The 7110-nt window shown below is 46.2% G+C and carries 10 protein-coding genes; 7 read left to right on the forward strand and 3 right to left on the reverse strand.

The features are described from left to right. The 7 genes from GY843_RS19100 to hisD form a co-directional block, all read left to right on the forward strand. Nucleotides 1–294: MlaD family protein (locus GY843_RS19100; protein WP_297312058.1), on the forward strand; the 294-nt coding region annotated here is incomplete at its 5' end. A gap of 71 nt (nucleotides 295–365) precedes the next feature. Further along, nucleotides 366–941, forward strand: coding sequence for a phospholipid-binding protein MlaC (locus GY843_RS19105; RefSeq protein ID WP_297312060.1), 576 nt, complete (start codon nucleotides 366–368; stop codon nucleotides 939–941). Further along, nucleotides 941–1234, forward strand: coding sequence for an STAS domain-containing protein (locus tag GY843_RS19110; RefSeq protein WP_297312063.1), 294 nt, complete (start codon nucleotides 941–943; stop codon nucleotides 1232–1234). Before GY843_RS19105 ends, GY843_RS19110 begins: the two co-directional genes overlap by 1 nt. 109 nt (nucleotides 1235–1343) lie before the next feature. Further along, a complete protein-coding gene (locus GY843_RS19115) occupies nucleotides 1344–1586 on the forward strand; it encodes a BolA/IbaG family iron-sulfur metabolism protein (protein WP_297312065.1) in 243 nt (80 codons plus the stop codon). Between the two features lie 20 nt (nucleotides 1587–1606). Then, a complete protein-coding gene (murA, locus tag GY843_RS19120) occupies nucleotides 1607–2869 on the forward strand; it encodes a UDP-N-acetylglucosamine 1-carboxyvinyltransferase (protein WP_297312066.1) in 1263 nt (420 codons plus the stop codon). 21 nt (nucleotides 2870–2890) lie between these two features. Then, nucleotides 2891–3544, forward strand: coding sequence for an ATP phosphoribosyltransferase (hisG, locus tag GY843_RS19125; RefSeq protein ID WP_297312067.1), 654 nt, complete (start codon nucleotides 2891–2893; stop codon nucleotides 3542–3544). Then, nucleotides 3541–4848: a histidinol dehydrogenase gene (gene hisD / locus GY843_RS19130; protein WP_297312069.1), complete on the forward strand. Its 1308-nt coding sequence runs from the start codon at nucleotides 3541–3543 to the stop codon at nucleotides 4846–4848. The genes hisG and hisD overlap by 4 nt, the downstream gene beginning before the upstream one ends. A 71-nt stretch (nucleotides 4849–4919) precedes the next feature. On the opposite strand, the gene GY843_RS19135 is transcribed toward hisD, so the two are convergent. From GY843_RS19135 to GY843_RS19145, 3 genes are all read right to left on the reverse strand, one after another. Beyond that, nucleotides 4920–6269 (reverse strand): sensor domain-containing diguanylate cyclase, encoded by a 1350-nt coding sequence (locus GY843_RS19135; RefSeq protein ID WP_297312071.1) that lies wholly within the window; start codon nucleotides 6267–6269, stop codon nucleotides 4920–4922. A 6-nt stretch (nucleotides 6270–6275) separates the two neighbouring features. Further along, a complete protein-coding gene (locus GY843_RS19140; protein WP_297312072.1) occupies nucleotides 6276–6896 on the reverse strand; it encodes a chemotaxis protein CheX in 621 nt (206 codons plus the stop codon). Nucleotides 6897–6902: 6 nt separating this feature from the next. Beyond that, nucleotides 6903–7110: response regulator (locus GY843_RS19145; protein ID WP_297312073.1), on the reverse strand; the 208-nt coding region annotated here is incomplete at its 5' end.

Consider the following 7110-nt stretch of genomic DNA (forward strand, 5'->3'; position numbering starts at 1 on the left):
TCCAAAGTAACCATCTCAGGGGAGATGATCGGGCAGGTTAAGAACATCGATTTGGACAAAGATGAGATGATGGCACGAGTGGCGATGGAGAACTTCGGTAATGTCGATTTACACTCTATTGATAGCCCGGTCTCTATTTTGACTGCGGGCCTGCTGGGCGAGAAGTACATTGGTATTTCAGTAGGTGCTGAAGAGGAATATATGAAAGATGGAGATTACTTTGAGGATACTCAGTCTGCTTTGGTGCTTGAGGATCTGGTAGGTAAGTTCCTGTTTAATGAGGTTAGTGAGTAGCTTTTATGATTAGAACAGCGATTCAGCATTGTCATGCTTTAATTGTGGCGGTTGTGTTCTCATTGGTAAGTGTGAGTGCGCAGGCAACATGGGAAGAGGCAGGTGCTGTTATTGAAGGCACAACTTCCGATATGTTGTTGTTGCTGGAAAACGAAGAATTATTGCTTGAAGAGCAGGAAGGTCAACTGATTGCAGAGATTGATACAGTGCTGTCTCCTGTCGTTGATTTTGATTATATTTCGAAGCTGGTTATGGGTAAGTATTACCGTAAGGCGTCGAAGGATCAGCGAGTGGCTTTTTCTGCTGTTTTTAAAACAACGCTTTTGAAAACATATGCCAAGGCGTTATTGGGCTTCCAAATCAAAACATACGCGATGGTTCCGCCCAAGAGAAAAAGCCCGGATAAGAGAAAACAGATTGTTACTGTCGATGTTTTTGCAGCAGATGGCACTAAATTCTCAATTGTCTATTACATGAAAAAGAAAGAGGAGGGCTGGCGTCTCGTCAATGCTCTTCTTGACGGGATTAATCTACGTCTGACATTTAAAAATCAGTTTGCTGAAATGGTGCAAAAAAATCGTGGTGATGTTGGCGCGGTTATTGACCATTGGAAGGAAAAAGTTGACCCAGGGAAAAGTGAAGCCTGATGTCTGCAAAAGCTGAAATAACTTCCGAGGGAGTTATTGGCCTTTCTGGTGAACTTAAGTTTCCGGTCATCATGCAGATGAGGAAGCAGCTTGAAGGGATGCTAAAAGGGGTGTCAGGTTCTATTGTTGTGGATTTTTCTGCAGTATCAGCAGTTGATAGCTCAGCTCTTTCACTTTGGATGTGTTGTTTGCGCTACGCTGATTCCGTGGGTGCTGAACTCGAACCTAGAAATGTTCCTCAGGAGATGATGTCATTCGCTTCTCTGGTCGGTCTCGATAATCAACTCACATAGATCAGATTTAACTCAGTTTGGATTGAATAAAGGCGGTGCATAGCATCGCCTTTTTTGTCGCAATCCGGTATTATTCCCGCCTTATTTTTATTTCGATCAGGAGCTTTAGATGCAGGCTGAACAGGTAAAGCAGATTCTTGAATCACAGCTTGAAAACTGTACCGTAACGACGGCTGGGGAAGGTTGTGACTTCCAGGTGGCGGTTGTTGGGGAACTGTTTGAAGGGTTGCGTCCAGTAAAATGTCAGCAACTGGTATATGCGTGCCTGAACGAATATATCGCCAACGGCACAATACATGCCTTGACGATTAAGACATACACTCCTGCGCAGTGGGAAGCAGCACAGAACTAATTTTTCTGGTCGGAACTATCATGGATAAATTGATTATTACAGGTGGCGAGGCACTGAACGGTGAAGTCCGTATATCAGGCGCAAAAAACTCGGCACTGCCTATTCTGGCTGCAACGCTGCTGGCTTCCGAGCCTGTTACAGTGTGTAACCTGCCTCATCTGCACGATATCACTACAATGCTGGAACTCCTACGCCGTATGGGTGTGGAACTGGTTATTGATGAAAAACTGAATGTAGAGATTGATGCCGGTACCATCAACAAATTGGTCGCACCTTATGAGCTGGTTAAAACCATGCGAGCTTCGATTCTGGTACTAGGACCGATGGTGGCTCACTTTGGAGAAGCAGAGGTATCGCTGCCGGGTGGTTGTGCTATAGGTTCCCGTCCGGTTGATCTGCACATTCAGGGTCTGCGTGCGATGGGTGCAGAAGTTGTGGTTGAGAATGGCTACATTCACGCTAAAACTAACGGTCGCCTGAAAGGAGCACGAGTCTTCTTCGATACGGTAACGGTAACGGGTACAGAGAATATTCTGATGGCAGCCACTCTGGCTGAAGGCCAGAGTATCATTGAAAACGCTGCGCGTGAGCCTGAAGTTGTTGATCTGGCAGAATGCTTGATTGCTATGGGCGCAGATATCAGTGGCCACGGTACAGATACAATCGTTGTTAACGGCGTGGAAAAACTCCATGGGTGTAAATTTCCTGTGGTTGCAGACCGTATTGAAACCGGAACCTATTTGGCAGCCGTAGCGGCAACCAAAGGTAAGGTAAAAGTAAAAAATACAAACCCTAAAATTCTGGATGCTGTGTTACAGAAGCTGGAAGAAGCGGGTGCGCATATTGAGACCGGGGATGATTGGATAGAGCTGGATATGAAAGGTCAGCGTCCTAAGGCGGTTAATGTGACAACTGCACCTTACCCAGCATTCCCAACTGACATGCAGGCTCAGTTCTCAGCTATGAATGCTGTTTCTGACGGTGTCAGTATTCTAAAAGAAACCATCTTTGAAAACCGTTTTATGCACATGCAGGAGATGATCCGCATGGGCGCCAAGATCAATATCGATGGCAACACTGCGGTGGTTGAAGGAGTCGAACGTCTACAGGCTGCGCCTGTGATGGCGACAGATCTTCGTGCATCAGCGAGCCTGGTAATTGCTGCACTTGTTGCAGATGGTGATACGGTTATTGACCGTATCTACCACATCGACCGTGGTTACGAATGCATTGAAGAAAAATTGCAGTTATTAGGAGCGCGTATTAAGCGTGTTCCAGGTTAATTTACAGGTATAAATAAAGCTATGAAGCAGCAACTAACGATTGCACTGTCCAAAGGGCGTATCCTTAAAGAAACTCTGCCATTGCTGGCAGAGGCCGATATTGTTCCGGCTGAGGATATTCATAGCAGCCGTAAACTGATCTTTGATACTAACCATGAAAACATCAAACTGGTTGTGATCCGTGCGACGGATGTACCAACTTACGTTGAGTATGGTGGTGCGGACATGGGGATCGCTGGTAAAGATGTTCTACTGGAACATGGTGCGGAAGGTCTTTATGAGCCTCTGGATCTTAATATCTCACGTTGCAAACTGATGGTTGCAGGGCCGAAGAATGCGGCCCCTGTTGAAGGTCGCATGAAGGTTGCAAGTAAGTTTGTAAACGTGACCCGTGACTATTTTGCCAAGCAGGGCTGCCAGGTAGATATCATCAAGCTTTATGGCGCAATGGAATTGGCTCCTCTGATGGGCTTAGCTGATCGCATTGTGGATATCGTAGATACGGGTAACACGCTGCGGGCTAATGGCTTGGAACCGATGGAGGAGATCGCAGATATCAGTTCTCGACTGGTTGTGGGTCAACCTTCCATGAAGATGAAACACCGTCAGATTCAACCTATTCTGGACAAACTTGAAGCTGCAGTCGCTAAGCGTGATTCGGAGGCAAATGTATGAGTGAGTTAAAAGTAAAACGCCTTGATTCCGGACAGGCTGACTTCAAAGAGCAGATGGACCAGCTTTTGGCATGGGAAGCTGTTTCTGATGAGAAAGTTAACAATATTGTTAACGAAATTCTGCAGCGCGTACGCAGTAAAGGTGATGCTGCGGTCGTTGAGTATACAAACCGATTTGATAACACTTCAGCGCAGTCTATGCCTGAGCTGGAGATGTCGCAGGAACGCTTGCAGCAAGCGTTAGATAATCTTCCGGATGATCAGCGTAAAGCGTTGGAGATTGCTGCAGAGCGTGTCCGTAGTTATCACGAGCGTCAAAAGGTGGACTCTTGGCAGTACACTGAAGCAGACGGCACGATGCTGGGCCAGAAAGTAACGCCAATGGATAAAGTCGGCCTGTATGTGCCGGGTGGCAAGGCTGCTTATCCATCTTCAGTTCTGATGAATGCAATGCCAGCGAAGGTTGCCGGTGTTGAAGAGATTATCATGGTTGTACCTACACCAGGTGGTGAGGTAAATGAACTGGTACTGGCTGCTGCCTGCCTTTCTGGTGTTGATCGTGTTTTCTGTATCGGTGGGGCTCAAGCGGTAGCGGCACTAGCATATGGTACTGAAACAGTTCCTCAGGTTGATAAGATCGTTGGCCCAGGTAACATCTTTGTTGCAACGGCTAAACGTGCAGTATTTGGTGCCGTAGGGATCGATATGATCGCAGGCCCATCTGAGATCCTGGTGATCTGTGATGGTAAAACGGATCCAGATTGGATTGCCATGGATCTGTTTTCGCAGGCAGAACACGACGAGGATGCCCAATCGATTCTGGTTACACCTGATGCGGAATTTATTGATGCGGTTGAAGCAAGCATTAATAAGCTGTTACCAACTATGGAACGTAAAGAGATTATTGAAACTTCTCTACGACTGCGTGCCGCTTTGATCAAAGTGGAAGATATCGATGACGCAGTTAGAGTGAGTAATAGAATTGCTCCTGAGCATCTTGAGGTTTCAGTGGAAGATCCTGAAGCATTGTTACCGAGTATTCGTCACGCGGGGGCTATCTTTATGGGTCGCTACACTGCTGAAGCGTTGGGTGATTACTGTGCGGGGCCAAACCATGTATTACCTACTTCTGGGACCGCTCGTTTCTCATCCCCACTGGGTGTTTATGATTTCCAGAAACGTTCATCGCTGATCAATTTCTCCCATGAAGGTGCTTCTGAGATGGGTAAGGTAGCTTCCGTGCTGGCTCGTGGTGAAAGCCTTACAGCTCACGCTCGTTCAGCAGAATATCGAATTAAAGATTAAATAGATCTTTTCGAAACACAAAAAAGCCACCGTTTAGGTGGCTTTCTGCTATCTAAATGATGGCTTACCGTCTACCTGTGAGGGGATTCCAAACCTTCCTCATAGAATACACATTGGCCTTTACCGCGTTGTTTGGCTGTGTACATAGCAATGTCAGCGTGTCTCGCTAGCTGGTCCGCATTATTGCTGCTGCTGACTGTAATGCCAATGCTGGCACTGGGGTCCAGAGATTCACCGCTGATGGTGAGTGGCGCCTTGATCTTCTCCAGAATACGTTCTGAGATAATGTGTAGATCTGGGAGTCCGTGTTCTTCGCTTTCGGTGATGGTAATGGTGAATTCATCACCACCAATGCGTGCAACCAGATCGCTATCCCTCACCGATGATTTGAGTCGTTTAGCGACTTCTCTGAGTAGTATATCCCCGCCACGGTGGCCAAAATGATCATTTACTGGCTTGAGGTTGTCGAGGTCGATATATACAAGCGCCACTGAATGATCATAGCGCTGTGCATTTTTTAGCGCATTATTCAGGTGATCATTGAATGTGGCACGGTTTGCTAGCCCGGTTAATGAATCATAGTGTGCTAGTTGTTTCAGGCGTTTTTCGGTTTGTTGGCTTTCAGTAATATCGCGACAGATTACGCTATAGGTACGTTCCTGCTCAGTGCCTGTTCTCAAGACACTGATTTTTACAGGGAATCTCTTACCATTCAGTGAGATGCCAGTGAGACGGAAATTGTCCGCAACATGATCATGCGAACTGCTAAAGAACTGTCCCTCAAAAGGTTTCTCCTCGTCCATTTCCTCGATAAATTGTAGGAAATTGTACAGGTCAGGGTATTCGAAGATATCGAACATCCTTTCTGCAGCGGCGTTGATTCTGCTTAAGCGGCCTGTTTCATCCAGTATCAGGATTCCGTCTGGAGATAAATCGAATATGGATCGGATCTGCTCTTCGGCTTGGGTAAGTTCGGAAACTGTATTGTGCAGCTTCTGCGCTTGTCGTTTCAGGGATTTTTCACGACGAAGTACTTCAGATACATCGTAAACGTGAATAAGGCAGTAGCTGTCTGTTCCAGATTTTAATCGGGAGAGAATAAGCTTTTGCTCTATAAGTTCGTTTTTCCGTTCTATGGAATACAGTGGCAACGGATGTCTGTGGATAGTATTTGACAGAATGGAAGAGAGACCATGTTCAATAGCCTGGTGCACTCGTTTCATCAGATAGCTGTCTTCAGGAATATCTAAGCATTCGAAAAGAGGTTTACCTAATATCTGATCAGTGCTGATGCCGCTGTGTTGAGCTAGCCAGTGGTTCCAAAAGCAAACTCGTAGTTCATTATCTAACAGTACTGCACCGGCCTGAAGCTTATTCAGGGCCTGATCAAAAAGAGGTGCAAGAGACTTTGGTTTGCTCATTGGGCTTTAAACCATCTGTTTAAAGAAATTTTCTAGCTCGTCTGAAAGAATTCTAGCGGAGTCCGCTGTAAGTACATAGGTAATACTGCCGCTTACCTGACCTGCCGGTAGGGCAAAAGTTACCTGCATAATCAGAGCTACAGGGTCATCGTCAGAGGAAACTCTAGCGAGGTCGAGAACTTGCTCGCAGGTACCGCTGACAAGTTTTGGGATACCGCTTTCCAGTGTAACGCCCAGCATATCGGAAATCGAGCCGAAGCAAGCATTCAGGATGATGTTAGCAACCTCTTTAAGGGCATCCTGTTCCATCTCTGTAAGTTCGTCGAGTGGAATCTCGCTACCAAGAAGTCGTTGCACTAAGAGAAAGCTACTCTGTTCACTGAACACTAAAAATGACATACCGGAGAATTTTCCAGTAAAGTCTTGTTCAACGGCCTCTACTCTTTCCGCGGTACATTCCTGTAGCGTTTTAGCTGCATTCTCAAACTGACTGCATTCCAGCAAAGGGACAGAGAGGGAAACCTCTTCATCAACCATCTCGCTGAGAACCGATGCGGCTTTACCTACGCCAATATTGAAAAGTTCGGCTAATGTATCGAGTTGATCACGGCTGAGTAATTCAGACATGAGGTACTACTCCTCGAAAAAGCTCATCACTTTCTCTTCACTAATAGGTTTCTCTACAAATTCTAGACCAGCGGCCTCTGAGCGTTCTTTAGTGCTTTTCTGAATATTAGCAGTGAACAGGCCGATTTTTGAATCAGCCTGTTTTTCCCGTAGCAGTGGGTATGCATCTAAACCAGTCATTCCTGGCATATTATGATCAAGAGTTATGTAATCA

This window comes from Neptuniibacter sp. (genome assembly GCF_024231755.1).
GTDB lineage: Bacteria > Pseudomonadota > Gammaproteobacteria > Pseudomonadales > Balneatricaceae > Neptuniibacter.

Bases quoted from the DNA above. Each gene is read 5' to 3' on its own strand.
- murA (WP_297312066.1), top strand. From the start codon at position 1,607: ATGGATAAATTGATTATTACAGGTGGCGAGGCACTGAACGGTGAAGTC.
- GY843_RS19140 (WP_297312072.1), bottom strand. From the start codon at position 6,896: ATGTCTGAATTACTCAGCCGTGATCAACTCGATACATTAGCCGAACTT.
- GY843_RS19115 (WP_297312065.1), top strand. From the start codon at position 1,344: ATGCAGGCTGAACAGGTAAAGCAGATTCTTGAATCACAGCTTGAAAAC.
- hisD (WP_297312069.1), top strand. From the start codon at position 3,541: ATGAGTGAGTTAAAAGTAAAACGCCTTGATTCCGGACAGGCTGACTTC.
- hisG (WP_297312067.1), top strand. From the start codon at position 2,891: ATGAAGCAGCAACTAACGATTGCACTGTCCAAAGGGCGTATCCTTAAA.
- GY843_RS19110 (WP_297312063.1), top strand. From the start codon at position 941: ATGTCTGCAAAAGCTGAAATAACTTCCGAGGGAGTTATTGGCCTTTCT.
- GY843_RS19135 (WP_297312071.1), bottom strand. From the start codon at position 6,269: ATGAGCAAACCAAAGTCTCTTGCACCTCTTTTTGATCAGGCCCTGAAT.